General features: G+C 45.6%; 19 protein-coding genes and 26 tRNA genes. 5 read left to right on the top strand and 40 right to left on the bottom strand.

The window, feature by feature from the left end; translation table 11 throughout:
* Positions 1–263: 263 nt before the first annotated feature.
* Positions 264–899, bottom strand: a complete 636-nt coding sequence (locus QUB51_RS08345; RefSeq protein ID WP_333053579.1) for a L,D-transpeptidase — start codon at positions 897–899, stop codon at positions 264–266.
* Positions 900–1,714: 815 nt separating this feature from the next.
* On the opposite strand from QUB51_RS08345, the gene QUB51_RS08350 reads away from it, so the two are divergent.
* Positions 1,715–2,215, top strand: a complete 501-nt coding sequence (locus QUB51_RS08350; protein ID WP_333053578.1) for an autotransporter — start codon at positions 1,715–1,717, stop codon at positions 2,213–2,215.
* A 312-nt stretch (positions 2,216–2,527) separates the two neighbouring features.
* Positions 2,528–3,874 (top strand): sorbosone dehydrogenase family protein, encoded by a 1,347-nt coding sequence (locus tag QUB51_RS08355; protein ID WP_333260597.1) that lies wholly within the window; start codon positions 2,528–2,530, stop codon positions 3,872–3,874.
* 211 nt (positions 3,875–4,085) lie between these two features.
* On the opposite strand, the gene QUB51_RS08360 is transcribed toward QUB51_RS08355, so the two are convergent.
* From QUB51_RS08360 to QUB51_RS08380, 5 genes are all read right to left on the bottom strand, one after another.
* The gene (locus QUB51_RS08360) at positions 4,086–4,652 is read right to left on the bottom strand and encodes a DUF924 family protein (protein WP_333053574.1); all 567 of its coding nucleotides are present in this window, start codon (positions 4,650–4,652) and stop codon (positions 4,086–4,088) included.
* 143 nt (positions 4,653–4,795) lie between these two features.
* Positions 4,796–5,152: a peptidoglycan-binding domain-containing protein gene (locus QUB51_RS08365; RefSeq protein ID WP_333053573.1), complete on the bottom strand. Its 357-nt coding sequence runs from the start codon at positions 5,150–5,152 to the stop codon at positions 4,796–4,798.
* A gap of 202 nt (positions 5,153–5,354) precedes the next feature.
* Positions 5,355–5,798, bottom strand: coding sequence for a peptidoglycan-binding domain-containing protein (locus QUB51_RS08370; RefSeq protein WP_333053572.1), 444 nt, complete (start codon positions 5,796–5,798; stop codon positions 5,355–5,357).
* 128 nt (positions 5,799–5,926) lie between these two features.
* On the bottom strand, positions 5,927–6,565 hold the full coding sequence (locus QUB51_RS08375) for a ThiF family adenylyltransferase (protein ID WP_333053571.1): 639 nt from the start codon (positions 6,563–6,565) through the stop codon (positions 5,927–5,929).
* A gap of 12 nt (positions 6,566–6,577) precedes the next feature.
* Entirely contained in the window at positions 6,578–7,423 is an 846-nt protein-coding gene (locus QUB51_RS08380) for a hypothetical protein (protein WP_333260594.1), read from the bottom strand.
* A 251-nt stretch (positions 7,424–7,674) separates the two neighbouring features.
* Here QUB51_RS08380 and QUB51_RS08385 point away from each other — a divergent pair, with 251 nt between their 5' ends.
* Positions 7,675–8,067, top strand: a complete 393-nt coding sequence (locus QUB51_RS08385) for a DUF4189 domain-containing protein (protein ID WP_333053569.1) — start codon at positions 7,675–7,677, stop codon at positions 8,065–8,067.
* A 143-nt stretch (positions 8,068–8,210) separates the two neighbouring features.
* Here QUB51_RS08385 and QUB51_RS08390 read toward each other — a convergent pair whose 3' ends face one another.
* On the bottom strand, positions 8,211–8,552 hold the full coding sequence (locus QUB51_RS08390) for a hypothetical protein (RefSeq protein WP_333149124.1): 342 nt from the start codon (positions 8,550–8,552) through the stop codon (positions 8,211–8,213).
* A gap of 462 nt (positions 8,553–9,014) precedes the next feature.
* On the opposite strand from QUB51_RS08390, the gene QUB51_RS08395 reads away from it, so the two are divergent.
* Positions 9,015–9,269, top strand: coding sequence for a DUF433 domain-containing protein (locus QUB51_RS08395; RefSeq protein ID WP_333232552.1), 255 nt, complete (start codon positions 9,015–9,017; stop codon positions 9,267–9,269).
* 303 nt (positions 9,270–9,572) lie between these two features.
* Here QUB51_RS08395 and QUB51_RS08400 read toward each other — a convergent pair whose 3' ends face one another.
* From QUB51_RS08400 to QUB51_RS08555, 32 genes are all read right to left on the bottom strand, one after another.
* Positions 9,573–10,031 (bottom strand): DIP1984 family protein, encoded by a 459-nt coding sequence (locus QUB51_RS08400; protein WP_333232555.1) that lies wholly within the window; start codon positions 10,029–10,031, stop codon positions 9,573–9,575.
* 218 nt (positions 10,032–10,249) lie between these two features.
* Positions 10,250–11,689: a hypothetical protein gene (locus QUB51_RS08405; RefSeq protein ID WP_333260643.1), complete on the bottom strand. Its 1,440-nt coding sequence runs from the start codon at positions 11,687–11,689 to the stop codon at positions 10,250–10,252.
* A gap of 527 nt (positions 11,690–12,216) precedes the next feature.
* Positions 12,217–12,287, bottom strand: a tRNA-OTHER gene (locus QUB51_RS08410).
* 209 nt (positions 12,288–12,496) lie between these two features.
* A complete protein-coding gene (locus tag QUB51_RS08415; RefSeq protein ID WP_333053565.1) occupies positions 12,497–12,697 on the bottom strand; it encodes a hypothetical protein in 201 nt (66 codons plus the stop codon).
* Between the two features lie 629 nt (positions 12,698–13,326).
* Positions 13,327–14,289, bottom strand: a complete 963-nt coding sequence (locus tag QUB51_RS08420) for a GNAT family N-acetyltransferase (RefSeq protein ID WP_333053564.1) — start codon at positions 14,287–14,289, stop codon at positions 13,327–13,329.
* A gap of 227 nt (positions 14,290–14,516) precedes the next feature.
* Positions 14,517–14,590 (bottom strand) — tRNA-Lys (locus QUB51_RS08425).
* A 460-nt stretch (positions 14,591–15,050) separates the two neighbouring features.
* Positions 15,051–15,623, bottom strand: coding sequence for a dihydrofolate reductase family protein (locus QUB51_RS08430; protein WP_333053563.1), 573 nt, complete (start codon positions 15,621–15,623; stop codon positions 15,051–15,053).
* Positions 15,586–15,858: a hypothetical protein gene (locus tag QUB51_RS08435; protein WP_333053562.1), complete on the bottom strand. Its 273-nt coding sequence runs from the start codon at positions 15,856–15,858 to the stop codon at positions 15,586–15,588. Before QUB51_RS08435 ends, QUB51_RS08430 begins: the two co-directional genes overlap by 38 nt.
* Before the next feature lie 128 nt (positions 15,859–15,986).
* Positions 15,987–16,069 (bottom strand) — tRNA-Ser (locus QUB51_RS08440).
* A gap of 4 nt (positions 16,070–16,073) precedes the next feature.
* Positions 16,074–16,148 (bottom strand) — tRNA-His (locus QUB51_RS08445).
* A gap of 6 nt (positions 16,149–16,154) precedes the next feature.
* Positions 16,155–16,227: transfer RNA gene (locus QUB51_RS08450), tRNA-Ala, on the bottom strand.
* Positions 16,228–16,435: 208 nt separating this feature from the next.
* Positions 16,436–16,512: transfer RNA gene (locus QUB51_RS08455), tRNA-Ala, on the bottom strand.
* A 7-nt stretch (positions 16,513–16,519) separates the two neighbouring features.
* Positions 16,520–16,593: transfer RNA gene (locus QUB51_RS08460), tRNA-Arg, on the bottom strand.
* Positions 16,594–16,694: 101 nt separating this feature from the next.
* Positions 16,695–16,792 (bottom strand) — tRNA-OTHER (locus tag QUB51_RS08465).
* 82 nt (positions 16,793–16,874) lie between these two features.
* Positions 16,875–16,946, bottom strand: a tRNA-Gly gene (locus QUB51_RS08470).
* Between the two features lie 184 nt (positions 16,947–17,130).
* Positions 17,131–17,201, bottom strand: a tRNA-Gly gene (locus QUB51_RS08475).
* Between the two features lie 5 nt (positions 17,202–17,206).
* Positions 17,207–17,283, bottom strand: a tRNA-Thr gene (locus tag QUB51_RS08480).
* 169 nt (positions 17,284–17,452) lie between these two features.
* Positions 17,453–17,526, bottom strand: a tRNA-Leu gene (locus tag QUB51_RS08485).
* A gap of 131 nt (positions 17,527–17,657) precedes the next feature.
* Positions 17,658–17,730 (bottom strand) — tRNA-Pro (locus QUB51_RS08490).
* Positions 17,731–17,734: 4 nt separating this feature from the next.
* A tRNA-Leu gene (locus QUB51_RS08495) sits at positions 17,735–17,815 on the bottom strand.
* 23 nt (positions 17,816–17,838) lie between these two features.
* Positions 17,839–17,910: transfer RNA gene (locus QUB51_RS08500), tRNA-Leu, on the bottom strand.
* Between the two features lie 35 nt (positions 17,911–17,945).
* Positions 17,946–18,019: transfer RNA gene (locus tag QUB51_RS08505), tRNA-Gln, on the bottom strand.
* Between the two features lie 5 nt (positions 18,020–18,024).
* Positions 18,025–18,103: transfer RNA gene (locus tag QUB51_RS08510), tRNA-Gln, on the bottom strand.
* A 10-nt stretch (positions 18,104–18,113) separates the two neighbouring features.
* Positions 18,114–18,188, bottom strand: a tRNA-Asn gene (locus QUB51_RS08515).
* A 6-nt stretch (positions 18,189–18,194) separates the two neighbouring features.
* Positions 18,195–18,267: transfer RNA gene (locus tag QUB51_RS08520), tRNA-Phe, on the bottom strand.
* Between the two features lie 4 nt (positions 18,268–18,271).
* Positions 18,272–18,358 (bottom strand) — tRNA-Ser (locus QUB51_RS08525).
* 4 nt (positions 18,359–18,362) lie between these two features.
* A tRNA-Tyr gene (locus tag QUB51_RS08530) sits at positions 18,363–18,436 on the bottom strand.
* A gap of 34 nt (positions 18,437–18,470) precedes the next feature.
* Positions 18,471–18,552, bottom strand: a tRNA-Tyr gene (locus QUB51_RS08535).
* A gap of 13 nt (positions 18,553–18,565) precedes the next feature.
* Positions 18,566–18,640, bottom strand: a tRNA-Lys gene (locus QUB51_RS08540).
* 5 nt (positions 18,641–18,645) lie between these two features.
* Positions 18,646–18,719, bottom strand: a tRNA-Glu gene (locus QUB51_RS08545).
* Between the two features lie 79 nt (positions 18,720–18,798).
* Positions 18,799–18,872, bottom strand: a tRNA-Cys gene (locus tag QUB51_RS08550).
* Positions 18,873–19,080: 208 nt separating this feature from the next.
* A tRNA-Asp gene (locus tag QUB51_RS08555) sits at positions 19,081–19,154 on the bottom strand.
* A 496-nt stretch (positions 19,155–19,650) separates the two neighbouring features.
* Between QUB51_RS08555 and QUB51_RS08560 the strand changes: the two genes are divergently transcribed.
* A complete protein-coding gene (locus tag QUB51_RS08560) occupies positions 19,651–20,499 on the top strand; it encodes a biotin--[acetyl-CoA-carboxylase] ligase (RefSeq protein ID WP_333260591.1) in 849 nt (282 codons plus the stop codon).
* Positions 20,500–20,739: 240 nt separating this feature from the next.
* Here QUB51_RS08560 and QUB51_RS08565 read toward each other — a convergent pair whose 3' ends face one another.
* A complete protein-coding gene (locus QUB51_RS08565; RefSeq protein WP_333260588.1) occupies positions 20,740–24,351 on the bottom strand; it encodes an OmpA family protein in 3,612 nt (1,203 codons plus the stop codon).
* Between the last annotated feature and the right edge of the window lie 52 nt (positions 24,352–24,403).

Here is a 24,403-nt window from a genome sequence, read left to right on the forward strand (position 1 = left end):
GGAACAGGCCGGAAAGCCTCTTGCTGACAGAGGTTTAAGGTGTAAGTTCTAACTCGCCGAAAATCACCATTATCAATTAGTATTTCATGGGCGGGCTCTCCTGCCCAACCCCTACTCCCCACAAGAAAATTGAATTTTTGTGGAACAGGCATCTTGCCTGTATTGAATTTTTGTGGAACAGGCATCTTGCCTGTATTGAATTTTTGTGGAACAGGCATCTTGCCTGTTCCTAGATATTTTGATGCACCCCAAACTCCAAATAATTAATGCTCAACTATCACCGGTGTGCCAACGGCGACTTTCTCAAATAAAGCCTGTGCGTCTTTATCAAACATTCTGACGCAGCCGTGAGAAGCCGCCCCCCCGATCGACTCTGGATTGGGAGTACCGTGAAAACCAATCACATTCTTGCCATCCGTCCAAAACCCCATCCACCTACTCCCTAATGGATTGTCTGGCCCAGCAGGAATAAGTTCTCCTGTCCAAGGATTTTGCCAAACAGGATCTTTGATCATTTGCATAACTTTAAAATTGCCTGTAGGAGTTTCCCACCCGCCTTTTCCCACAGCAACCGGGAAACTGGTTTGCACCTTATTTTGTCGGTAAACATAGACGCGGCGTTCTCGCAATTTCAGGACTAAACGCACTTCCTCAATAGGATTTACCGCAGGCTGTGGTTCCTGGGGAATGTAACGAAATGGTTCTCCCAAGGGAGGCAGTTCTGGGGTTCCGAGATTCGGCAACTGTGTCTCGGAGGTGGGCCGCTGCGCTGCGATCGCACTATTGCTTGAATTAGCCACCACTTCGGCAGTCGTCTGCTGCTGTATGCCGATCGACAGCGAGGCTGCACTCAAGCTCAGTACAATTAACTTGTTAAACAAAAATTTGCTCTTCACCATTGTTTTCTTCGCTAAACTCCTCACCAGCATTTCCTACAAAGTTCCGATCTAATTATCCGCCAACCGCACCCGCTCGGAAAAATTTTGAGTGGGCTTTTTGACCAAGAATTTCTTCATGTGGTACCCGCCACGTGATTTATCCGTGGAATCAATCCCCAATCCCAAATCCTTGCATCCTCAAGCCCCCGGATTTATCTCGCGCAAGTCAATCGAAAATCTCAAATTTAAAATCTAAAATCGAATGACGGCAACTGCGCTGTACAGTTTTTAGTTGAAATTCCACCACTGATAACTGGTAACTCAACACAAAGCTTAGGCAATAATACCAAAACCACAAGGTTTTTATAAGTGGCTCAGTGGAGTTACGCAATAGAATGTCGTGAGAAAACCCGGTTTATGCGTAAATATTGCCAGAAAATGATTAGATTTTACCTCCGACTAATTAGATTTTTTAGCAATGACCGACTGGGGATCGAGTATTCAAACTATGGCGCTGCTGTATCCGGCAATCACAATCTGTCTTTGGGTAGAGTTCTCCCCCAGCAACAGTTAGGTGGGCGGAAAAAAACGGCAACGGTCGATCGAATAAACTCAATATATCACGGCAACACTCTAGAGATGCAAACCGCTGAACTTGTTGTAAATCGGGAACTTATGATGTAAAATTTAGTCTTTCAATACTTGTTCGATAATCTTTTTTTGAGATTGTCATAAATTTCCTACTTTGGGGATTAAACTGGATTAGGTATAGAGGTTGGGACTTTCGTGCAGCGGAAGCAAACCCGACCCTGAATAGCAGTTAATGTGAGGTTTCAATGCGTCTTCAGAACATCAAATTATTGACAGGTGCAACACTGTCGGTGGTAATTTCGGCGGTCTCAGTACATCCTGCGATGGCTAACCCTGCAACTCAAATAGCCCAAACGCAGACCACCACAACAGCAAACACTACAACCATTGTCGGTTTTGTCAAAAGTATTGTCGGCGACGTAGTAACTATTCGCGAAGAAAGCGCGCCGTACAGGACTCTCAGGGTTCAAAGATGCGTCCTGAGAATTATTGGCTTAGTACCGGGAATGAAAGTCAGAGCCACCGTCGCCGGATCTCAGATCCAAAATATCGCGGTGATCCCCGATTATAAGGTGGTAGCCACAACGGTTGCTCGTCCCGCAACCCCAGCACCGGCACCGCGTCCGGCTCCAGAACCCCCACCGCGTCCGGCTCCTCGTCCGGCTCCGGCTCCGGCTCCTCGTCCGGCTCCCCGTCCAATTCCGGCTCCGGCTCCCCGTCCGGCTCCTGTGAGAGGACTTTGGTAGAGCTAGGTTATACGATTTTAGATTTTAGATTTTAGATTGAAGATTGAAGATTGGGAATGACAATCAAGCAATTTGATCCGGGGCCCCCGGATTAATTCGTGGGATTGCTTTCTTCAATCTAAAATCTAAAATAGCAAATCTAAAATCGATTGACTGATGAAGATCAAGGTTTGGAACACGGGCCTACACTTGCATTCTTTTTGGCAACTGGTATCAGTACATGGAATTAAGCCACCGCGCCGGCGGTGGCTTAGCTGTTGAATAGCAGTTAGAATAATAGAATTGTCCAGCAATTGTGGAGAAATCGCTGCTATGTATTACCTGCGTTTCTTGCTGCTAATTCTGCTGTTGCCGATGATTGCGTGCGATCGAGCTACAGATGCGAGATCCCCTGCTGTGGGCGACAACAGCCCCGTCTCGCAAATTCCCTCCCGTGCACCGCTGACAAATGTTGGGACAAATCAAATTGTACCGACCAAACCGCTGTCGCCGCAGCCAATCCGTATTGTTGCAACTGCTTTGCCGCAGCCAGGAGCCAGCGACAGCGCCTCAAAACCTCCTCAAGTAATACCGATTCCCGCATCGCCAGTGCTGCGAGTGCCTCCTGGCTTTGTCGTCAACGTTTTTGCTGACAATTTAGACGCTCCCCGATGGCTGGCTTTGACGCCGACAGGCGATGTTTTGGTCACAGAAACCAGGCAGAATCGGATTACACTGTTGCGCGATGCCAACCGCGACGGGGTTGCTGAGGTTCGCAAAACTTTTGCCAGTGTCCAAAACGGGTTAAATATTCCCTTTGGCATGGCTTTTGCCGATCGCTATTTTTTCCTCGGAAATACCGCTGAAGTCCGCCGATTTCCCTACACAAAAGGGCAGGAACAATTGACAGGTACCGGTCAAAAAATTGCTGATTTACCGGGCGGCGGCTACAACCAACACTGGACGCGAAATGTTGTCGTTTCCCCCGACAAAAGCAAGCTTTTCGTCTCAGTTGGATCGCAGTCTAATGCCGATGTCGAACCGCTGCCGAGGGCGTCTGTTCAAGTCATGAATTTGGACGGCAAGAACCAACAAATTTTTGCTTCTGGGTTGCGAAATCCGGTAGGATTGGATTTTCACCCAAAAACCAATCAACTCTACACGACAGTCAACGAACGCGACGGTTTGGGAGATGATTTGGTGCCGGATTACTTGACAAGAATTCGTCAAGGCGAGTTTTACGGCTGGCCTTACACTTATTTTAAGCCGAATTTGCTCGACCCGCGCCACTCCAGAAATGGCAATAGCGATCGACCTGATTTAGCGGCTAAAACATTAATGCCAGACGTGCTGTTTCAGGCGCACTCGGCGGCTTTGGGGCTTCAGTTTTACGACGGCAAAACGTTTCCCAAAAGATTTCTCAACGGCGCATTTGTGGCGTTTCGCGGCAGTTGGAACCGGAACTCTGGAACTGGTTATAAAATCGTGTTTGTACCTTTTAATGCGGCGAACGGACGCCCTCAAGGTTATTATGAGGATTTTCTGACTGGTTTTCTCACAGATCCGTCTGGCCCTAAAACTTGGGGGAGGCCGGTTGGTTTGCTGGTTTTACCTGACGGGAGTTTGCTGTTTACTGAGGAAGCGAACAACCGGATTTATAGGGTGCAGTATCGCGGCTGACGATTGGGCGATCGATAAATTCTTCACCCTCGTATGCTTTTTGTTGAATCAACAATTTACCTTGTTTTTTAATTGCACTATTCAAGTTGAGAGTCGTTGGGTTGGGGCGGGTTTTGTAGAGAGATTGTCTGCTGTTGGTTCTGATTGCGGCCTAAAACTGCCTCTACAAGCCTCGAATATATCAGAATGATCGAGGTTTTGCGATCGCCCTTTAAAATCCCGAACCGGGTTGTCTCAGAAATTCCGCTTCTTCCGGGGTTGTTTCGCGTCCGAGAATTTCATTGCGGTGGGGAAATCTCCCAAAACGCTCGATTATTTCCAAATGATTCTGCGCGTATTCAATGACTGAATCGCTGTCTGGTTCGCCGCTGAGTTGGCGAAATAGTTTGACAGATTTTTGCTGGTTTTCTAAGTTTTCGCTGTGTTCAAAAGGCAGATAAATAAACGATTTTTGTACAGTCAGCAATTCGCGATCGAATTTATTATTAACAGCGTATTCGGCGGTGGCTAAAGCTTTGTTGTCTGTGGCGAATGCTTGGGGCGTTCCGCGAAACATATTGCGCGGAAATTGATCGAGCAGTATAATTAATGCGAGGCAGTTGTCGGGGGAATCTTGCCATGAGTCGAGTTTACCGGAGGCGGCTAGTTCGTATTGCGGCAGAAATCGCGCTCGCACTTGGGCATCAAAATCCGCATCTTTTTCAAACCATTTCTTGTGGACTTTGCCAAACTCAGGAGAGTGCGATCGACCAAACCAAAAATCTAAAACTTCATTCATTAGCAATCTAGTATGCGATTGATTGTTGATTAAAGCTTCTGTGTCTGTAGTTGCACAAAATGCGCTATCTGTCCAACTACAAACCGCAGCGATTAATGATTAGCAATGATGACTTAGGAACTTTTGTTGTCCGGTGCTTAAAGTTACAAACTAGCAAACAGTCTGTCCCAAGTTTGGCCTCCCACAACTCCGTCTACAGGAATATGAGCTTGCCGCTGAAATCTTTTCACTGCATTTTCGGTTGTCGGACCGAAAACGCCATCAATTGCGATCGGGTATCGGGACAAGCCCCGCGCGTTCAACAACTTTTGCAGTTTCTTCACATCGTGCCCTTTCGAGCCGCATTTTAAAATCCTTTTATGGTGTTTCACTGCTGGTCGATGGCAATCATCAGTGTAGCAAACTGCGGAACCCGCTGCATAGTTGGCTCTACTTGTGCCCGTCAAAACTAATAGGGCGAGAACTGCTAGTAAATAATAAAAAGTCTGTGATCCTGCCATATTTTCCCTGTTAATTTTTCATTCGAGCGACCAAACCAAAAATCTAAAACTTCATTCATTAGCAATCTAGTATGCGATGGATTGTTGATTAAAGTTCCTGTGTCTGTAGTTGCACAAAATGCGCTATCTGTGCAACTACAAACCGCAGCGATTAATGATTAGCAATGATGACTTAGGAACTTTTGTTGTCCGGTGCTTAAAGTTACGAACTAGCAAACAGTCTGTCCCAAGTTTGGCCTCCCACAACTCCGTCTACAGGAATATGAGCTTGCCGCTGAAATTTCTTCACTGCTGCGAGAGTTGTCGGGCCGAACACGCCATCAACTACGATCGGGTGTGGGGACAAGCCCCGCGCGTTCAACAACTTTTGCAGTTTCTTCACATCTGCCCCTCTCGATCCGTGTTTTAAAATCCTTTTATGGGGTCTGACTTCTGGTTCGTTGCAATCATTAGTGGGGCAAATTGTGCTGCCCGCTGTATAGTTTGCTGCATTGGCGCCAGTCAAAACTAATAAGCCCAGAACTGCTACTAAATAATAAAAAGTCTGCTGCTTAGGCTTAGGCGGAGGCGGAGGCGGAGGCGGAGGAGGGGGCGGTTTTGGCTTGCATTCTAGTGAAATAGTACCAGTACAAACTTGTTCGGACATACTTTCCCTGTTAATTTTCTCAAGCGTATGTTGTAGGTTTGACGATCTCTTTCGAGGGTGAGAAACCGGGTTTCTGAGATGGAGGCATCCAATCTTGACCGAGTTTCTGGCAACAGTCAACCGACATTCTACAATATAAGTGGCTTTACTGCAAAATCTCCGATCGTGCAAGTTAAATTTTGTTGCTCTTTGGTAGCAGCAAAGGTAACAATTACTTCGCAAGCAACTGCAACCGTCAGCATTACCAAGTTTCGCGCCAGCGGGTAATCGCAAACGTCATCATTCGCGGCTGAAGGAACCCGATAGTGTTGGTTCCAAATTATTTCCGAGTAATCTGCAGCTAATCCGACGTGCACGCAGGGAAGGGAGGCACTCGCACAGTAATCCTTGACTGCTTGTCGCCCGACACTGTTATCAAAAGTATCGATGACTGTGGCGCTGACAGCAAGCAGCCGATCGACATTTGCGGGCGTCAATTCTTTTGAGTGCGCGTCAATGCTGACTCCCAAAGCGCGGTAGAGGTTGTTGGCGAGAATTTTGGCTTTGAATGCGCCGATGTCCGATCGATAATAGGGTTGAGTGGAAAGGTTGCGCTCTTCGATGCGATCGCGATCGATGACTTTTAACTGGCAAAAGCCCGATCGCGCCAGACTTTCTGTAATATTCGCACCCAAAGCGCCCGCCCCGCACACCGTTACCGGGAAATTTTTTATCTGCGACATCACGGCGGCACTTCTGTAAAGTTGTTCGTGAAAAAATATACTCATGGTAATCAAGAATTATCGATTTTCGACGACTCCAACCAATGAATGCAAGTCGAAGTCTTTGTCCAATCCGCTGAGACAAATCCCCGCACTCATAACTGTCAAGTCATTTTTGGCGATCGCAGAAGTGTGATGTTCTCCGGTTCCGCTAGTCCATTCAACTAGCCAATAATTTTCGCGATCTAAAAAATCCCGCAATTCACCGCCGCCCATTTTCAATGCCCCCTGCAAGCGCTTTTCTTCCCGCACTTTTGGATCGAAATCTTTAATATTTCGGGAAACCAATTCGTAAACAGTTCGCATTTCCGGAGTCATCCCTTTAAAGCGAACTTCTTGAGGCAAAATCAACTTTTTTAAAGCTGCTTTTAACTTCTCAGATGGCAGCAGATCGGCGCGCCTGTCAATCTCTTCAAACCACAAACAATGACCGTCCCAGCGCGCAACAATCGGCTCAAACTGCGAACCTTCAGTTACTAAATGGACTGGTACTGGTTTCGCTACACCCGTGCGCTGTTTAGCATCAGATTCGTTAACAGGATAAGCCAGCCAGGTTTGCCCTTGCAGCACGTAAGCCAAGTGCAAGCGAACGGGGAGGAGGAGTTGCAAATACTCGGCCACTTGCGGCAAACTCGGCTCCTCAATTACCGCAGCTATTTTCTCATTTAATGGCGCAAAAATAGCCCATCCTTCAAAGTTTTGTGGCTGCGGTACAAAAGTATAAACCATTGAGCTAACTCTTATCCGCACGCTTCCCCCACGCACGCAAGGAGCCAGGAATTGAGTATCGAGTAGGTGCGCTTCTTGGGCAGCGAGTTGGCTGAGGATTTTGCGGATATCTGCCACTGAATTGACCTCCTTCATCTTACAGGACTTACGCATAGGGAATCAGAAACCGGGTTTTTTACAAAAATATTTCGTTCCCGCCCGCCGATTCGCTAAAAAACCCGGTTTCTAGGCATCGGAATGGGTAAGTCCTGTCTTAACTTTTTTACCTAACACACTTTTAAATTAAATAAATATAAAGATTCATCAATACTGTTGACGCGAATCAATACCCTAATATAATATTGAGCGAACCTCCCAATTTAACCTTGTAGATATATCGCGTAAATATGCTGCAAAAGCTTTTTTCTAAGTGGGTTGTAGTCACAGCTTTGACACTTCCTCTTTTTGGCTCAGTCCAGGTAGCTAAAGCTCAGGACAGCTATGGAGCTACTGCTTATTCTCCGACTTCTGACGCCACTGGTATTAGTTGGGATCATGCTACGGAGAAAGAAGCACTAAACGCAGCAGTAGCCGCTTGCAATGAACAAAGCGGAGGTGCTAACGACTGCGAACCGCTGACATCTAATAGTAATAATTGTGGAGCGATCGCCGTAGGCAAAGGAGGAGCAGGTGCGGGCTGGGGCGACGATAAAGCCGCAGCAGAAGCTCAAGCTCTCGCGGGTTGCAGCGAACTAGAGGGCGGCAGTTGTAAAGTGCAGCTTTCAGCTTGCAACAACTAATTAAACTGATAAAAATCGGTGGAAGAGGTGTATATGTTGGCTGCTAAAACAGCTTAAAAAATAGTAAATGTATGGTGTGCATTGCACACCATACCAAATACAACTCAGCTAAAATTAGGGTACGCAATGCACACCCTACGCAGTTAATCTCCTACTTCGGAAGTAACTGCATCTGGTGGCAGCAAACTTTCTAATCTATCTTTAGACCAATATTCAGTAGGGTAAGCGAGTGCAATAATATCAGAGAGTCGAATCAGCCACGTAACTTGTCCGTAAGCATCGATATTTTCCGCCTGTTCGTTAGGGGGAACTATCACCAAAAGTTCCGCAAACTCCCCGAACAAATTAATCGGGATGCCGCCGAAACTGCTATTATTTGTTTTAATCCAAACTTTACTGCCTCGATCGAGAGCTTCTTGCAGTCGCTGGGAGAGCAAACTGGATTTTTTGACCTGGGATTTTTTGGCTTTCGACTTTTTTCCCATAGTTTTAAGAAGTTAAAGTAGTTGTATTGTGGGTTGCACTGTGGATGGCACAGTCCGTTAGACAGTGGGTTGAGATTTAGTGCGATCCTCTTAGTTGGCGTAGCCCCCGTAGGGGCGGGCTTGGCTAACGCGGTTCGGTATTGAAACGGACTGAAGGAAAAAGGGATCTCGCCCCGTCGCTACCCCATTAGTCTAGTCTATAAGAAAGTGCTGTACTGCGATCGTAATAACAATTTAATCGCAAAATCGCGAAATGACACCAGTTCCCAAAAAATGCGACTCTAGCCAAGCTTCAAACCCTTAATTCATCAGTGATTCCCAATCTAAAATCTAAAATCTAAAATCTAACATGGTATGACCTGCGGTGGCACTGTTACAAAGTCAGTCAACGAGGCCCGTGTTTCTACTGTGCCCAAATACTGTATAATCGGCGGAATCTTCCCCAATCGTTTAAGTAAAACAATGGACTGGCGAAAGCTCATTCATCCAAACCCGAAAGCTTCAACAAGTCAACCAGCAGCACCAGAAACTCGATTGTCTGTAGAATTTTTGCTAGGGCTCTTTGCTGCGGGATGGACTCAACAGCAGGTGTTAGAAAAATATCCCGCACTGACTTCGGAAAAGTTACGCGCTGCTTTGGCTGCTGCGGATTCCCACTTAGTCTCAGCCATCGCTAATCCAGAGTTACTAGAAATTATCGATCGAATTAGAGAATAATTTAAAATAGGGAAAACGCTTTCGGTTGAGGATGAAAAAAATCGAAATTTTAACCGCCTCACAGCCTTCTGGAATTCCCAATACTTTTTGCAATTGAGCAAGAAACCCCTAACCCACCCTCACCAATATCAATAGACCAGCACGCGGTAGTAACTTTAACAATGCCCTGTACGTTTGTAACAATCAAGGCTTGATTTGTGATACGGGGTTTGAACCCGCTTGGTTATGGCCTCTCAACCGTACCGTCCAACTTAACCCTGTTGGGGGTTGTGCTCGCTTCTATTGCATTGGCTACCAACTTGCTCAATCGATAAGTTCAGTATTCCAGTTTGCTTGCTGTATTTTAGTATCTAACTCCCTATACTGTCTAGACATTCGATCGATTTGCGTTTGCAGTTCACCAACGTCGATCGTACTAAAAAATTTGACTTCCGATCGAGTATAGCGGTCTTGCCTCAAAGCGCTTGCGTCAACTAAAGAATTGTAAATGCCGCGCTTAAGCGCGAGAGCATCTCTGTTAGCTAAAGCATCCGATAAAGTCAATCCATATTCCAGAGTTGTCAGCGAATTAGTCTTGTTAATTTTCTTAATTAAGTCTTCCAGTTCTTGCACCCCTGCATCTAATTCGCTAATTAGTGCTTGGGGATTTTCTGGAGGTTCTTCTCCTTCCTGTACTTTAGCACTTCTTATCAATCTGGCTCGCAGTTGTTCCATTCTTTTTTGACAGTCAGCTCTTAAAATTAAAGCTTCAGCTAGTTTCATAGTGTCTTGTCCTTCAGATCCGTGCCAATTTTAACTATATAAGTAGATTGCGATTTACCGTTGGGTGGGGGCGGGTTTACGAGATTGTCGATTATCGGCAATTATTGTCTGTGAACCCGCCCCTACAATACCGGGAATTAGATTGTAACGGAGCGCTCCAACTTGATATTACAGCCGCTTGAGACTAAGAAATAAGGTCGCAGCGTGCACCCTACATTTTACTTGTCATTCCTTACCGGCAGCGACGTATCCAGAATTTCCATCAACAATTCCAGCCGCGAAGGACGGCTCAACATCGGCACTAAATTCGGTAAGGAGTAATAATCACCCGCAAACGTAAAGGTTTCCACCGATACTTGTTTGTCCTTCAATTGCTTCTGGACATATTCGCACCAAGAACCAACTCGCACAATCACAACATCAGGAATTACCCCCAAACTGCGACAGTAATTCTGATAAGCATCTGCAAAATAAGGTGCAGCGTTTTCGCCTTCATCTGTTACCATAATGAATTGCTCGACAACCTGCTTCTTAATTCGCATTGCTTCCACCGCGCAACCGCAACTTGTGCCGCCGCCAGCGCGAATGTGCTTGAAAGCGCGTTCCCAGTCTGTCAATTCGCTGCCGTTTGCTTGCACTGGATACGGCATGGTGTCAAAGGCGTAGACGAACAGTGCAGCCTCGGAAATGCCGGAAATCAAAGCAGCGAGACGCTTCCCGACTTCGATCGCACTTTCCATCGAACCCGACTTGTCAATCAACAAACCGGTTGCTTTCGCAATCTTGCCGCGCTTCTTCACCTGTTCGTTTGTCACCGCTTCCAGCTTCGCCGCCGTTGCTGCGTCGAAGTTCGCGCCCGCGCCCGCAACACTCGCTTTGTAAGCCGAAACCCGATCGCACTTTGCCGCTTCATCCAGCTTGGAATCAATCAACTGCTTGACTTCCGGGTGATCCATCGCGCCGCGCGACTGAATCGATTTCAAATTGTTGATGACTTCCTGGGGCGACATCGAGTTAATCAGCGCCGCCAAAACTGTTGGCGTTAGCTGTCCGATCGCACCAACTGCGATCGTATACGGAATCTTGTACTCAACAATCAAATTCGCCTGTTCCGCAGGTGTCGCCGCCTTTGCTAACTGCTTCAAAACGAATGCCAGAGAGTCTTCCGGCGGATTGTCTTTGAAGAGGATAGCATTAGCGCGATCGCTCGGCTTGACGTGCAGCGTTGCGTACAAATGCTTCATCGCCTTGCGGTTGCGGATGGCGGCGCGATCGAAAAACTGTGCATTCTTTTCCCGCGATTTCAGATAGCGAGTGACAGCAGTGCGCGCACTGCGGGGCACCTTATTCTGATGCTGTTTCATAAAGTCCACAATCCGCGAAACCTCGTAGGGAGGGAACTCTTGCAGCATCATAAAACCGGCATCTCGGTGTTCCGTCAGCGCCGAAGTTAGCAAATTTCCGGCAAAAACTTCCTTGTGATCGCGCACGTCGCCGTGGCGTTGATACCACACTGCTAAATGACCGTAAAAAATCGGATCTAATTCGATAATTAACTTGTGAATTTCTGCTACTTTTTCTAATTGGCGGTGAGGAGTTGTGAGGAGACTGTTGAGCATTTCCAAACGCAAATCGCGCTCTAATACATTCATATTCATTGCTGTCACCTAATATTTTGCACCTATCGCCTTAGTCCGCCAGGGATTGAAATCCCTGGCTCAAAGCTTAAGTCCTCTTAAGAGGACTGAAATGCGTGTTTAAAAATGTATTTTCGGTGATTAAAAACCAAGAAAAACAAATATCTTTAGTCCTCATAGCGAGGACTTTAGCTATTAGACAGGGATTTCAATCCCTGGCGGACTATTTCGGAGTCGAGTGACTTCAAATCTGGTTCAACCCAATTAATCCGAGCTTCCCAGGACATCAGGCGATCGCGCGTCTAGTAGCGAAATGGTAAAGTGCGATCGGCATATTTTGCAATCAAACCGTTAGCCAGATGTACGATCGAGTAATTGTGACTTTCATCGGCGAGATATCGGCCAACATTTTCTCATGGCTAATACCAATTTATTTTTGAGGACGGAAGTCTTCAATACAAACAGGATTACTTAATTATTATCCTGAATTAACCACAAGAGCTGATAGCGCCTCAAAAGTCACTTCGCGCAAGTTAAGAAAGCCATTTGCACATACGCAGGAGTTGAACCCGCGACCTTTTCTTTAAAGAGAAATGCTCTACCAATGAGCTAGTATGTAAGCTTCCTTTGTTGGGGCGCGAAGTGGAAATTTTAAGCGCCGGATAGATATAAAAAATTCAGCTATAAAAGGCAGCGCACAAGTCAGAGAAGCTTTAGCCTCGCGGCAAGTAGGAATTGAACCTACAATTCGATTTTAAGTCGAACGTATCCAGTTTGTAAGCTTCTTTTGTTAGGGTGCGCTGCCTAATACGTGCTTTAAGTGAATTTCTAGCCGTAAACGGCTTCTGGGCGAACAATTAAATCGCCACTGGGACGGCGATCGAGCACGTAAGAATCGAAGCGAGATCCCTTGACATCAAAATGATTTGCCAGACGTTCCTTAATAGCTTTGTCGCTCATTCCTGCCGCGATACCCAGTTGGTTTTCCGCCAGATCGTAGGAACGTCCTTCAAAACGAATGTGAACCATTACCGATACCTCCTAGAGCAATTTTTGATTTTGGATTAGTAGCTTATCTGCTCTCGACTTTGGCTTTTTGTGAGACGCGGGCAAATTGCCAGTATCGGTAAAGATTCACGAAATCTGATAATCTTTACTGAAAGAAGCGCCGTTCTAAATGATAAGCTTGTTTAATTTTGCGGATTTCCTCAGCCTTTTTGGTTGATTGAAATCTGGCTGAAATTTTCTGTTCTGAATCCGCATTAAATTCGTTGAAATTAGACTGATTTCGTACAACATCTGACTCGGATCGAGTCAATTTGTAACCGAACATTTTCGTATAAAGTAACAACATGACCATCGAGTCTATATTGCAAGACTTTCAAATTGATGTTCGTTGAAAATTTGAGCAATATTTAGTTGTCAAGGTTCAGAATTTGCACGAAAAATACAGGTTTTTGCTTGTCCTGCGCTTTCCATATTTATATGCTACATAAATACTACACAAGTGTCAAGGGGGTAGCAAAAGTTTTTTAGATAAAACTTACACGAGTGGCGAGAAACCGGGTTTTTTTACCAAAATATTTCGTTGCCACCCGCAGATTCGGTAAAAAACCCGGTTTCTTGGGTCAAAGGGCGATCGCAATCTGTAACATCGATCAAACATCCTTAACATAGGAAATGCTGTTGCGAATATTGTGGAAGCCAGCAGACTCGTAAAGTCGCATCGCACCTGATGAATTTGCAGCATCGACGCCGATAATAGCAGTAGCGACACCGGCAGCTTTCAGTCGATGCAAACCAGCCAGCAACATTGCTCGTCCCAATCCAATTTTGCGGAAGCCACGCCTAGTGCCGAGACAAGCAATCCAGCCTTCATTGCGCCCGGTACGATCGCACTCTTGCACACTAATCTCGCAGTAACAAAAACTGACAAATGTGCCGTCATCAGCAACAGCAATCAAGTCTAAATCATTTCTGTAATCGGGTTTAGCTAACTCGTGCTTAAATTTATCCACCGTTAAATCGTGATGATTCCAGTGATCGATAAATGACTGGTTGAACATTTCTACCCAAGCTGCCGCATCCTGTTCGCCGGGGAACTGAATGAGGGCAAAACCTTCGGGGAATTGCGGTTCTGGGATCGGTTCAGAGAGCGATCGCGCCATTCGGCAAAAATAGCGATCGGCCTTAAAACCGCAACTTGTCAGCACAGAAATGCGATCGCAATCCTCAGCGCGAGCATAGGTTCGCAGCTTCACGCGCCCGCCCCGCATTGCAGACACTTCGCGCATCCGCACTTCACCCCAGGCGATCTCGGCTGCTTCCACATCGCCTCCGCGCGCGTCGGGGTGAACGCGAAACCACAACCAACCGTCAATTACTTCCCCCGGTTCAGAAACGGACAACTGAGCAAAACCGATTAATTTTCCTTCCGCATCTTCCCAAAGGCGGATATCGCGGGCTACATCTAGGGACGGTTGGTTAAATTCTTGTTGTAATTCCGAGATGGAAGTGCCTTCATCGAGCCGATCGACTTCTTCGCAAGTATTGATTAAATGGGCGATCGCATCTAAATCGCGATCGCCCCCATAGCAGCGCGCCGAGAGATTTGCCATCATAGCTAATCACCATTCCCTGTTGTTATTCAGTTTCAAAATAGCTTGGGCGATCGCACTTTTATCGATCGGATGAGTCGATCAACATTAAAAATCCGACAACGCAAACACTCACAGTAATCCAACCGCTACCGCCATTGGCTGCTATCGTGAGCGCAAAATGAGTGGAAAACGACAAACTAGAGACAGTTTAAAGTCTCAAAGCCTTGTGAGTCGTATGTTATTGGGGATGGGAGTAGAAGGACTTGAACCTTCGACCTTGAGATTAAGAGTCACCTGCTCTAACCAACTGAGCTATACTCCCGCATCTAAGCTAGTATAACACAACCGTTTTGAAAAATCAACTATTTCTGTAAAAATTTGTGGCGATCGGTCTGACCTGACATCTTGCAGCAATATCAATAAGAGGATTTTTCGTGGGGTCGGGCGGGTTTATAGAACCTATTTGCAAGCTTTAAGGCTGTTGGCGAACCCGCCCCTACCGCTAATTGAGAATGGTGCAAGATATCAGTCTGACTCAACATTGAAACCGAGAAAATACCGCATACAATTTTTGTGTAATTCCTAGAAAATCATTTTGTAGTAAGGACTTCAGTCCTTTTTTGCCCGCAGTAATTGCAACAAATAAAGTCCTTAAGCTGTGGAGCATTTAAACCAGTAACGAGGCTAGTAGGGTGCGTCAGCTAGAACTTTTACGCTGAAACGGAAAACCTTAGATGCTGACGCACCTTACGCAAGTCCTTTAAATGCCGAACAGCTTATCGCTAATGCTTCACTCGATAATGAAGCAACATGAAACCGTTGCTGTAGATTTTGCGATCGGCAACTTCCAAATTGGTCGGCTCGATTGCACCGGAAAAAAGAGGAATTCCCGCTCCAATTACTACCGGATTTAACTTCACAATCATCTCGTCAATCTCAGAAAAAAGAGTTGCCGCTAAAGCCCCACCACCGCAGAGCCAGATGTCTTTACCCGTTTCCCTTTTCAATTCCTTAACCAATTCAACAGGATTGTCCGAAACAAGTTCAATATTCTCATCGGGACTGGCTTCCATAGTGCGCGAAAAGACATACTGCTTCAAGCTGGGATAAGGATTAGTTACACCAACATTTAGCCCTACCTCATAGGTTTTCCGTCCCATCAAAACCGCATCAAACTGCTTGTTTTCTGCACGAATGCCTCGTGCTTCCTGAAAGTGAGCCGGAAAAGTTTCAGGAAAGGAATCTAACAAATCAGCAAAATGCTCTCCGTCCATAGGGAAACAATCAAATGACCCATCTTCGCGAGCAATAAACCCATCAACTGTGCAAGCAACGTAATAGTTTAGTTTTCTCATCTTTCACGTTCATTTGGTACAACAATTTTACATCGTAAAAACCAGGACTTTTTTCATCAAAATCATCCGCAACGAAAGTAAAAATTCCTTTTTCACAGCCAAATTTACGGGACTTGAAGACCGCAGTCTTTTCATGCGACGTTTCTTTCAGTTTTTGGATTTCGTTTAAAAATTGAATATCCTTCAATAACAAAGACCACTGAATTAATTCTAATTTTATAACTTGAACTTTCATGGCTTTTATGTTGAATCAGTAGTAAATTTAGACTTATTATAAACCAATCCATCCACCGAGGAGGTACTGCCCCTCCTATCCCCGCGTTATCAGCACGGTGTCTCGCTTTTCGACTTCCGGTGGTTAAAAGGAAGATGAAGGAATCGAACCCTTACAGTTACCTGTACCCCAGTTTTCAAGACTGGTTGCCAACCATTTAGCGGCATCTTCCAAGGGGTGTCTGACGGGGATTGAACCCGCTAATAACTAGCTTCACGGGCTAGCGTCTCGACCGCTTCGACTTCAGACACCGTAAGTGGAGTCAAGGAGAATCGAACTCCTGACCTCTTGCGTGCAAAGCAAGCGCTCTACCAATTGAGCTATGACCCCTTATACTATTTTAGATTTTAGATTTTAGATTTTAGATTGGGGATGAGTTAGTGGATATGGGTTTGGAGATTCTCGACAGTTTAATTAGTTTTTTAAAGTGGTATTAAGTCGCCCATAACAAAATATTAGACGAATATTCAAGCTTCCAGATTGATTTGTGAAATCAATCTCAAATCCAAAATCCAAAATCTAAAATCTAAAATCGGTGTGGTGGATTGCGATCGGATTTGAACCGATATCTTTCTAACAGCCAGTTAGATGCTTTACCAATTAAGCTACGAACCCCAGACAGCAGGAGCGGTAGGACTTGAACCCACAACATTCGAGGTAGAAGCTCGACACTCTATCCAGTTGAGTTACACTCCCGTATTTTTTGTTAATTTGTGCGATTCCCTACGGGAATCGATCATAATATAAAAAATTATCCATTCAAGGGAATCAACCTCCTTAAATTAAAGCAAAAACAACGAGAGTGGCAGGACTCGAACCCACAACATCCGCGTCCGTTAGCGAAGCGTGCGCGGTAGCGCATAGCGCGGCGCTCTATCCATTGAGCTACACTCCCATAAATTAGTAGTCCTGACAGGAGATTACCCCGCGTCTGCTTGTAAGGCAAACGCTCTACCATCGAAGCTCAGGACTACAAAAGCGGATGATGGGACTCGAACCCATGCGCTGAGAATGGCATACTCAGATGCTAGCCGCTACATGACATCCGCAAACCGATTTTAGATGTGAGATTTTGGATTTAACTGAGATGTTGCACCCTTGTCAATAAGCCTTTTATGAACAGGCTTTTCGGCCTGTTCCACAAAGAGTAGATTTTCTTGTGGAACAGGCCGAAAAGCCTGTTAAGCGAGAATGGTGCAAGATGTGAGATTTAACAAACCTCTCGTTTAACCAAGCGGATAACGAGGCTCGAACTCGTGCCTAGAGTTTGGAAGACTCGAATGCTACCGTTACACCATATCCGCAATTGTGGGGCTGGTGATAGGAATTGAACCTACAACCGACTGATTACAAATCAGTTGCTCTGCCTAATTGAGCTACACCAGCACAGCAGATGGCGAGATTTGAACTCGCAAAAAGGCTGTATGAAACCCTCATGTTGTTAATTACATCACACCTGCATTTTTGGTGGCGGGGGCAAGAATTGAACTTGCTGATTTGCAGCTTATGAGACTGCCAAGCCTACCCAGGCTACTTCACCCGCGATGTCACCAAATACCCCTGACTGGCATCGAACCAGCACTAACTAGATCCTAAATCTAGCGCCTCTACCGATTGGGCTACAGGGGCAAAATTGATTTTCGATTTGAGATTTTCGATTTGAGATTGAATAAAACCTCATACCCCTGACAGGCCTCGAACCTGCAAAAAACACTCGTTTTGAGCGAGTGATGTTTTCCAATTACATCACAGGGGTAAAGTCGGGATGGTTGGATTTGAACCAACGACTCCATGCTCCCAAAGCATGGCTTCTGGCCGCTGAATTACATCCCGTTCATGCTCCGGGTGAGACTCGAACTCACACTCAAAATAAAACAGATTTTAAGTCTGCCGCGTCTGCCAATTCCGCCACAGGAGCAAGTAGAAACTTAGTTGAAAATTTGGTACTCAGGAGTGAGATTTGAACTCACACAACACAATTTTTGAAATTGTGGCCTCTGCCAATTGGGCTACAGGAGTGTAATTGATCTGCTTTGGTAATAGCAGAACTGGGAAGGCAGGGGTCGAACCTGCATTTTGCCGCTTTCAAAGAGCGGTGCCATACCGATTAGGCGACTTCCCAATAATTGGGTACCGGGGTAGGCTTTGAACCTACAGAAACTCCTATTTCAGAGATAGGCGACTTTACCAATTTGTCTACCCGGCAATTAAAAAAATGGCTGCCCCAGTAGGACTCGAACCTACAACCTAGCGGTTAACAACCGCTTGCTCTACCATTGAGCTATAAGGCAACGCAATCCCCCAAGTCAGTATCGAACTGACGACCTCCTGCTCTTCAGACAAGCGCTCTACCAACTGAGCTATCGGGGGAAAACGGAGAAGGAGGGATTTGAACCCTCGACGGCTGTTAAACCGCTCTTTCTTAGCAGGAAAGCGCCTTAAGCCACTCGGCCACCTCTCCACACCGAGAACGGAGGGATTTGAACCCTCAATCTTCAGTTTTATTAACTGAGATGTTATCCGGCTACACCACGTTCTCAAGATTGCAACTGCGGATTAAATGCAGTTACAAATGGGCCGGGCTGGAATTGAACCAGCAACGCTTTAAGCTACTGTTTTACAGACAGCTACCCACGCCAATAGGAGGGCCGACCCAAGATAGAAATTTTGGTAGGTCGTCGAGGAATTGAACCTCGATCCATCCGCTTAAAAGGCGGCTGCAAAACCATTCTGCCAACGACCCACGAGAAGTGCTGACGGGAGTTGAACCCGCAATCACTTGGGTGAAAACCAAGCGGCTTAAACCATTTGCCTACAGCACTATCGATTTTAGATTTTAGATTTTAGATTTTGGATTGCTCTTTGAGATTTGAGATTGCTCCTGCGAATAAATAGGAACAGAGGTTAGGGCGGGATTTGAACCCGCGAAAATCGGTTTTGCAGACCAACGCTTTGAGCCACTCAGCCACCTAACCTGGGAGTCCCGACGAGGTTTGCACTCGCAATCTTCACGCCAGAGGGGGAGACGGCTTGACTTTTGCCTACGGGACTTTGACCCCCGCCGAAAAACGGATATTTGCTTTCCGACAGGAGGTGTGGATTTTAGACCAAAGTTCCAATTCCGAGATTCTTCTCCTGTGGAGTAAATCTAAAATCTAAAATCTAAAATCTAAAATCGACTGACGGGAGTAACGAGACTTGAACTCGCAACCTTTCGCTCGACAGGCGACTGCTCTGACCGGTTGAGCTATACCCCCGCGAAAATGAACAATATTGTGTCCTTGAATTACTCAAGTTGGGACGGGGTGGCGGTTGATTCCGCGTACTACAACCCGATCGGGCTATTGTTGCCGGAGTCTACACCGCCAATGTCCACAATTATGTGACACGATTAACTTCCTATTCTGTTTTCAAGGTTCATATTGCTCGTGGGGTAAGGCTTTGAAGCTCTTTCCCCTTCGCCATACATTTATACTACGTTGCGTATTACAAGACTGTCAAGGGGGTAATACAACTTTTTTTGAAATTGGGTTTTTTAAAGGGGTGTCGATCGCTCCAACCAACCCTCTGCGTTCCCCAAAATCCTTATACATCAAGAGATTTGGCGGCTAAACTGATGTTGTGGCGTAAGGTAAATCTGATGCTGAAACTGTACTACACACCAAGTTCTCTGAATTCTCGCCGTCGCGCGAGGTGGCACTTCTGGAAAATGCGATAATCAGCTTTTAGATATCAAATACTACAAATCAAATCTTGTCTGAATTGCCCTTAACTCCCGTGCCCGTATCCCCAGAACCCGATCGCCCAAACCTCCCTCACTGGCTACACTCGTTGGATACCTGTCCAAGTACCAACAGTTGGGCGATCGCCCGCGCGGCCGGGCTCCACCACGGAGATGCAGTATTTACCAAGCGACAAACCAGCGGGCGCGGCCAACACGGGCGCACCTGGCACGCCCCAAGCGGTGTCTTGACTGTTAGTTTTGTCCTCGAAAACCTCAACCCCACTCTGTTGCCAGGACTCAGTTTAGCAGCGGGTTTAGCTGTGATTTACGCGATCGAAGATTTGGTTCCCGACTGTCGAGATATGCTGCGCCTGAAATGGCCAAACGATGTCTGGATCGATCGCCACAAATTAGCCGGAATTCTCTGCGAAGCCTCTTCGGGCAATGCTTTGGGTAAAACTCGCGCCGTTGTGGGAATTGGACTCAACCGCTGCGTAGATTTCGCGGCTGCGGGATTGGATGAAAGGGATCTCGGTAATGCGGTAAGCTTGCATTCTATTGCTAGTACAGTACCGGATGAACTGTGTTTGCTCGATCGACTGCGGCACTATTTACTCGAACTAGCCGATATGTTTTCTACCACAGACAAGCCAGCCTCCAAGTCCGGTTTAGCGCTACTTTTGCCGGAATTGCGCCGCCGCGATGCGTTGATTGGCTGCCCGGTGGCGATCGAACTTGCTTCGGAAACCATCTGCGGAGAAGCAGCGGGCATTGACGGATGCGGCCGCTTGTTAGTGTGTTTGGCGGGCGATCGAATACAAGCCTTTACCTCCGGGCGAGTTCGATTAATTCAAGAGGAAGAAGTCATTAGTCAGTAGTCAGTAGTCAGTAGTCAGTAGTCATTAGTCATATCCTGTCGATTACCCGCAATCAGGTAGGGGCGGGTTCACCAACAATACCTGCCAATAATTGACCATCTCAAAAACCCGCCCCGACCGGGATATTATGGTTAATCGATCGGACATGATATTAGTCAGTAGTCATTAGTCATTAGGGAAAATGCCCAATTAACAATTCCCAATTACCAATTACCAATTCCCAATTCCCAATTCCCAATTTTAATTGATCACCTCAAATACTACCAATCTGCTCAGCCACAGCGGTTGATTGGCCTCCACACCTTCGGGACGACCCTTAGTAGAAGCAACTTGTATTCTGTTGCCATTTATCCCTTGTCTAACCAAAATATTTTTCACATTTGTCGCCCTTTCCAGTGCCAACTTTTGATTTTCTACCGGAGTGCTTTTAAAATCGCTGTAGCCAACTATCCTTAAATTCTTCGTGCGATTTTTATCCATATATTCCTTGACTTTGCTAAGCTTTTGTGCTACGTCTTTCGCCTGCAAACTTGCCGAACCTGCACCGAAATACACGCGAACTGGCATTATTATCTTTGGTGGCGGTGGAGTTCCTATTATCACTGTATTTGTTACAGACTTCACCCCCGGAATTTTCTCAAAAGCTTGAGTTATTTTCTGAGCATCTGGCACTTTGCTTACCCTGCCTGCAATGGCGACTTTTCCCTCTGCATAGCGAGCGGAGATATTAATGCTTTCTACTTTATTCAAAAGAGCTGCTGTCCGCTTGACATCGGCTTCGACTAAAACCGGATCTGGAGGTACTTCAACGGCTATAATTTTATTTTCAATTCTTGATTGGGGAGCCGCTTGCTGAGCGATTTTTTCCGCTTTCGATCGCAGATTTTGATTCGGCACTCGTCCCGAAATCTCCAATACTCTATCTTTAACATCAGCCACGAGGCGATAAACGGATAAATCGGGAGCAGATTGTAATGCTAAATTTGTATCTGCTTCTAAGCTCGCTGCAACTGAGCTGCGGTATTGATGAATTCCCCAAGGTAGGCCAATTAAACCTAACGCTGCCAAACCGATCGTGGGTAAAATTGGACGTTTACGAGATTTAACTTTTACCTCTGTATCGATTAATTTTTGCAATTTCGAGTTTATTTCGGGTGGCACAGTGGCTGGATCGCCGTTAAATGACTGAATTTGAACTCCGTATTCTTGAACAATATTGTTGAATATCGATCGCATTTTATACTTAAACCACTGGCGGGTTTCTCCTTGCATCACTACTGCCAGATAACACGAACCCGCAACTTCCAATACTATGGTAGATGTGCCGTATTCTATAGCATCAATCTCTGCAATATTTCCTGACTGAGATATACAATCGTTGACAAAAGCCCGAATAGCAGTCAGCATCCCCGCTACCATATCTGATTCTAGCTGTTCGCGTTCAGACTTCTGCACTGCTGAAATTACTAAGCCCGATCCTGCTTGAATTAAAAAGACAGCTTTCACACTCAGTGGTGTTGTTTCTTTCATCAGCAATTCTGCTTCAGAAATGCCCTGCAATTTGGCTTTGATTTTGCGACTAATTCCCTCTGGACTTAAAGCTGATTCTAGTTTTTCATTAATCTCCCCCATCATCTCGGCGATGTATTTTAAAATCGTGCTGCCGATGATGGGATAAAGTGCATCCGACATTGCTTCTCGCTTGAGATGAATTTGCTGTTTGATAGCAGCGGCCATTTCCGGCGCGATCGCCATTGCAATTTCATCCGGCGATTCACTCATTCTGTGGCTGATTCCCACAGTCAGAGCCGGCGATATGGCTACTCCCATCGATTGTCTGTTTTCTCTGGTTTTCGTATTAATTATTTCATCAATTATCGGACTTATGGTTTCGACAAATGATTGTCTCGACTCATTAATGGTTTGGAGCATCATTTCGGGAAACATGATTTTAATTCGGGCGAGTAATTCTTCCCGATCGCCTCCCCATTCCGCATCAGTAATTTTGCGATCGAGTTCCCCTACTTTATCGTTGAGTCTGTAATTATAACTTACAACTTCATCTAACAATGGTAAAATAGATTCGATGACCGACTTTTGTAGTTGGGCGTGATGGCTAACCATCAGCTCGTCAATCAAAGGTTTCAGTAAATCTGTAAACAAGTCTGTGGATTCATAAATTCGGTGTTCGATCGCCACAATCTGTTGTTCGATCTTCCCCAGTCTTTGATCGATCCTTTTATTCTGAATGATGGCATCTACAGCCGGGGCGATCGCAGATTCTATCTCTAGCTTTGCTTCCCCGATGTTTCGGGACAGCATTTCTACAATCACTGGCATTATTCTTGCCATCAACCCTTCTATCTCGGCTAAAACTTGCTGCTGAACTTCAACAATCTTAGTTTCATTATTTAAAATTTGTGCTGCAATACCGCTGTTTTGAATAGCCGTGTTGACACCAGGTGCGATCGCCTCTCTCACCTCTAACTTTGTCTCCTCAATTTTCCGGTTCAGCGACTCAATCATTAACGGCATTAGCCTTGCCATTATATCTTCCGGCTGAGTTTTTTGCTGTCGTTGAAGATTATTTAGTCTACTTTCTACGTCGCTCAATTTGCCTTGAACTTCTCTTTGAAGAATTGCTGATTCTATCAAAGGTTGGATCGTCGCTGCTACTTGTAATTTTGATTCATCGATTTTCTGATTCAGCAAATCAGTTATTGCCGGCATTAGCATCGCCATTATCTCTTCAGGCTTCTGAGTTGGCGACTGTTGCGTAGCCAGTCGGCGTTCGATGATGCTCAATACTTTTTCTTCTATTTCTACCCAAGCTATTCTTACCTGTACTGAGGGGGCAACAGCTTCTACAACCTCTAATTTTAATTCACTAATTTTGCGGTTCAGTAAATCGCTAACTACTGGTACTAGCTGCTTGATTAAATCTTCCGGTTGCTGCTGGTAACGCTGCTGAATATTTGCAACTCTATCTTCAATTCTTACTACCTGTTCTTCAAGTCCGTTTTGATTGTGAATTACTTGATTGACTCTCGGTGCGATCGCCGAAGCTACCTCTAACTTAGACTCCTCTACCTTACGGTTTAGCAGATCTCCCACTACTGGCATCAGCCGTTGGATTAAGTGTTCTGTATTCGGCAGGGGTTGCTGGTTAAAGTTAGCAATTTGATTTTCCCAATCTGCTAATTTAGCCTCCAACTCGATGCGATTAATTTTATTATTGTTTGCGAGGTCGATCGCCTTTTTTAATTCCGACTTCAACTCCTCTAATTCTTCTCTCACCAACTCAGGAATTAACGGTTTCAGTAAAACCATCAACTCTTCTGGTTGAGACATCAGCTTCTCAAAATTTTCTAACCTTTGTTCCACGCTCAAAACATTACTGTAAAATTCCGGCAAATCCCTTTCAAACAGTAGTTGTTGCAACTGCTTAAACTGCTCAACTGCTTGTTCTAATTCTTCCTCCGACTGCCGATTATTTTTAGCTACCTTCCCGGCTATAGATAAATCTGGTTCCTCATTATTGTTTTCTCGTCTTTGAGAAGGTATCTCTTCATCGTTAGTTAATACTTCCGGTACAATACTCGGTGATTCGATCAGGAAAGACAATTGTTTGCGCCGATTCTCCTCATCCTCTAATCGCTGAACAGACTTTTCCGAAAGCGGTAATTTCAACTCGCTTGGCTCTTTTTTTGATTTCTTTAATAACTGAAATTCAGTCAATATGGTTAGCAATTCCTGAAGTTGCTCTCCAGCTTTAGAACTTGCCAGAGTTGCATCAGAAACCTCTTTTTCTGACTGATATATTTTGCCGGAATTATCATTAAATGCTGCCATACTGCGCTACCAAAAGGTGATTTTAACCGACCGAATAAAAATGCCAGCTTGC

Source organism: Microcoleus sp. AT8-A3 (genome assembly GCF_036705675.1).
Classification (GTDB): domain Bacteria; phylum Cyanobacteriota; class Cyanobacteriia; order Cyanobacteriales; family Microcoleaceae; genus Microcoleus.

Bases quoted from the DNA above. Each gene is read 5' to 3' on its own strand.
- QUB51_RS08345 (WP_333053579.1), bottom strand. From the start codon at position 899: ATGGTGAAGAGCAAATTTTTGTTTAACAAGTTAATTGTACTGAGCTTG.
- QUB51_RS08360 (WP_333053574.1), bottom strand. From the start codon at position 4,652: ATGAATGAAGTTTTAGATTTTTGGTTTGGTCGATCGCACTCTCCTGAG.
- QUB51_RS08350 (WP_333053578.1), top strand. From the start codon at position 1,715: ATGCGTCTTCAGAACATCAAATTATTGACAGGTGCAACACTGTCGGTG.
- QUB51_RS08370 (WP_333053572.1), bottom strand. From the start codon at position 5,798: ATGTCCGAACAAGTTTGTACTGGTACTATTTCACTAGAATGCAAGCCA.
- QUB51_RS08415 (WP_333053565.1), bottom strand. From the start codon at position 12,697: ATGGTTCACATTCGTTTTGAAGGACGTTCCTACGATCTGGCGGAAAAC.
- QUB51_RS08400 (WP_333232555.1), bottom strand. From the start codon at position 10,031: ATGAAACTAGCTGAAGCTTTAATTTTAAGAGCTGACTGTCAAAAAAGA.
- QUB51_RS08355 (WP_333260597.1), top strand. From the start codon at position 2,528: ATGTATTACCTGCGTTTCTTGCTGCTAATTCTGCTGTTGCCGATGATT.
- QUB51_RS08375 (WP_333053571.1), bottom strand. From the start codon at position 6,565: ATGAGTATATTTTTTCACGAACAACTTTACAGAAGTGCCGCCGTGATG.
- QUB51_RS08365 (WP_333053573.1), bottom strand. From the start codon at position 5,152: ATGGCAGGATCACAGACTTTTTATTATTTACTAGCAGTTCTCGCCCTA.
- QUB51_RS08380 (WP_333260594.1), bottom strand. From the start codon at position 7,423: ATGAAGGAGGTCAATTCAGTGGCAGATATCCGCAAAATCCTCAGCCAA.
- QUB51_RS08565 (WP_333260588.1), bottom strand. From the start codon at position 24,351: ATGGCAGCATTTAATGATAATTCCGGCAAAATATATCAGTCAGAAAAA.
- QUB51_RS08390 (WP_333149124.1), bottom strand. From the start codon at position 8,552: ATGGGAAAAAAGTCGAAAGCCAAAAAATCCCAGGTCAAAAAATCCAGT.
- QUB51_RS08405 (WP_333260643.1), bottom strand. From the start codon at position 11,689: ATGAATATGAATGTATTAGAGCGCGATTTGCGTTTGGAAATGCTCAAC.
- QUB51_RS08430 (WP_333053563.1), bottom strand. From the start codon at position 15,623: ATGAGAAAACTAAACTATTACGTTGCTTGCACAGTTGATGGGTTTATT.
- QUB51_RS08435 (WP_333053562.1), bottom strand. From the start codon at position 15,858: ATGAAAGTTCAAGTTATAAAATTAGAATTAATTCAGTGGTCTTTGTTA.
- QUB51_RS08385 (WP_333053569.1), top strand. From the start codon at position 7,675: ATGCTGCAAAAGCTTTTTTCTAAGTGGGTTGTAGTCACAGCTTTGACA.
- QUB51_RS08395 (WP_333232552.1), top strand. From the start codon at position 9,015: ATGGACTGGCGAAAGCTCATTCATCCAAACCCGAAAGCTTCAACAAGT.
- QUB51_RS08420 (WP_333053564.1), bottom strand. From the start codon at position 14,289: ATGATGGCAAATCTCTCGGCGCGCTGCTATGGGGGCGATCGCGATTTA.